At 74.4% G+C, this 2,601-nt stretch carries 1 protein-coding gene and 1 pseudogene; both read right to left on the bottom strand.

The window, feature by feature from the left end:
* Window positions 1-886 (bottom strand): annotated as a pseudogene (locus IBL26_RS25340) (thiol reductant ABC exporter subunit CydC); the annotation flags it as partial.
* Between the two features lie 286 nt (window positions 887-1,172).
* The coding region (gene cydD / locus IBL26_RS25335) for a thiol reductant ABC exporter subunit CydD (protein ID WP_187787269.1) at window positions 1,173-2,601 on the bottom strand (1,429 nt) is incomplete at its 5' end.

Below are 2,601 nucleotides of genomic sequence, written 5' to 3'. Positions count from 1 at the left end.
TGCCGGCACGCGGCAGCGCCGCCAGCGACTCGGCGGCGGCCAGGGCCATGAACAGGCCAATCACGGCGGCGCCAATCACGCCCGGGCCACCGGCCAGGCCGTAGCCCAGCGCGCCCAGCAGCGCCGCCTGCGCCAGCGCGGTGCCGGCGGCCCCACCCCAGGCGGAGCGGCTGGCCAGGCGCTTCTGCGTCCGCACCAGCGCGGCGGCGGCGGTGGAAAGGCGGGCGCTGGCACGGGGCTCGGCATTGGCGGCCAGCGTGTCCTCGATGCCCAGCAGCGGGTCGATGGCAGCGGCACGCAGGGCACCCTGCGCCTCCGCCACGTCCTCTGCGGCGCGGGCGGCGCCGGGGGCCAGCAGGGGCGGCAGCAGCAGCGCCAGGGCCAGCGGCAGCGCGACGATCACCGCTAGCAGCGGCGCGATGGCGCCCAGCAGCAGCGCCGTGGCCAGCACCACGGCCAGCGCCGCCACCGCCGGCACCAGGGCACGCAGGTACAGCCCATCCAGCGCCTCGACATCCGAGACGAGGCGGCCGAGTAGGTCGCCCGCCCGTCGCAGGCCAAGGCCACCCGGCAGCCGCTCCGCCAGCCGGCGGAAGAACCACACGCGGGTATCGGCCAGGGCGCGGAAGGTGGCGGCGTGGGTGACCAGCCGCTCCAGGTAGCGCGCCGCCGGCCGCAGCAGGATCAACGGCCGCAACAGCAGGAGCGACCCGGCGGCGGCGCCCGCCAGCACGCCCGTGCGCAGGCCTTCGGAGACGCCACGCCCGGCGAAGGCGAACAGCGCCACGCCGGCCAGCGCCGCCAGCACGGCCATGGCGGCGCCCGCCACCAGCCAGCCCCAGCGGGGGCGCCAGAGAGAGAGGATTCGGGTCAGGTCGCGGATCATGCGCGGGCAACCTTCCGGGAAGCGGCAGAAATTGGAGGGAGAAGGAATTCTCCCTCCAGGCCACCCTCATCTTTTTCTGCGAGCTGGAGTGCCGCCATCGGCGAGGAAGCGAAGCGCGCTGGAATCAAGACGCCCGCGCGCACCGAACTCACAGTCGCCAAGGGTCCCCACGCGCAACCCCAGGCCAGGCGCGCCCCAGCCACGTCACGCGCCACCCCGGACTCGCAAAAACAAAAGAAGGGGGCTTGGGGGAATTCATTCCCCCAACCTTGCCCACGCACCCTGCTCATTCCCCCGCCATCCGGCTGGAGGCCACCATGCGTCCCTCCGACAGTTCCAGCACCCGGGCGAAGCGGGCACGCACGGCGGGGGAGTGGGTCGCAATGATGGCGGTGCGCCCGGTGCAGAGGCGGCGCAGGCTGTCCAGCACATCGGCCTCGGTGCCGGGGTCCAGATGCGCGGTCGGTTCGTCCAGCAGCACCAGGGGGGCGTCGCGCAGGAAGGCACGGGCGACGGCGACGCGCTGCGCCTGGCCGCCGGAAAGGCCGAAGCCCCCCTCGCCCACCAGCGTGTCCAGGCCCTTCGGCATGTCGGCGGTGAAGTCCGTCACCCGCGCGGCGCGCGCGGCGGCCTCGACCTGCGCGTCCGTCGCGTCCGGGCGGGCCATGGCGATGTTCTCGCGGATGGTGGCGCGGAACAGATGCGCCTTCTGGCCGACATAGGCGGAAAGCCGCCGCAGCTCGGACGGGCGCAGCGCCGTGGCATCCCGCCCGTTGAAGGAGATGCGCCCCGCATCCGGCTGCCGGAAGCCCATCAGCAGCCGCAGCACGGAGGATTTGCCCGAGCCGGAAGGACCGGCCAGCACCAGCGCCTCCCCCGGCATGACGCGGAAGGACACCTTGCTCAGCGCCGCGCCGCGCGCGGCGTCGTAGGTGAGGCCGACATCCTCGAAGGTCACCACCAGGCTGGGGGGCACTTCTTCCAGCAACAGGCCCTTCTCAGCCAGGCTCTCCGGCGCGGCGTCCAGCAACGGCGCCAGTGCGGCAGCGGCGCCGTTGGCGGACATCCGCTCGTGATAGGCGGCGGAGAAGGCGCGCAGCGGCGCGAAGAAGGCCGGCACCAGCAGGATGGAGAACAGCGCCGCCACCGGCTGCGGATGCCCGCCCACCAGCAGGTTGCCGTGCCGCCAGGCGAGGCAGCCCAGCACGGCGGCGGCAATCGCCTCCAGCGACAGGCCGGAGAGGAAGGCGACGCGCAGCACCTTCATGGTGCGGCGGCGCAGGTCGGTCGCGGCTTCGGCCAGCGCCTCGGCCTCGGCGTCCTGGCGGCGGAACAGCACCAGCTGCGGCAGGCCGCGCATGCGGTCCAGGAACCGGCCGGACAGCGCCTGCAACGCATCGAACTGCCGGCGGGAGGCCAGGGCGGCGCCGATGCCGGTCAGCGCCATCGCCACCGGCACCATGGCGCCGGCCACGAACAGGATGGCACCGCTGACCGGGTCGATCGTCGCGACGGCGATGGCGATCAGCAGCGGGCCGGCGGCGGCCAGGATGGCGGCCGGCAGCCAGCGGGAGAAATAGCCGTCCAGCGCCTCGATCCGGTCGACCACCAGGGCGGCGCGCTCGCCCACCGGGCGCTCGTCGGCCGGGCCGGCGGCCAGCAGGGCGGCGAAGGCACGGTCCCGCAACCGGGCACGGGCCTCGGCGCCGGCGGCG

The organism is Teichococcus aerophilus (genome assembly GCF_014490485.1).
Taxonomy (GTDB): Bacteria; Pseudomonadota; Alphaproteobacteria; order Acetobacterales; family Acetobacteraceae; genus Pseudoroseomonas; species Pseudoroseomonas aerophila.
This window is presented reverse-complemented; position numbering and strand designations above follow the sequence as displayed.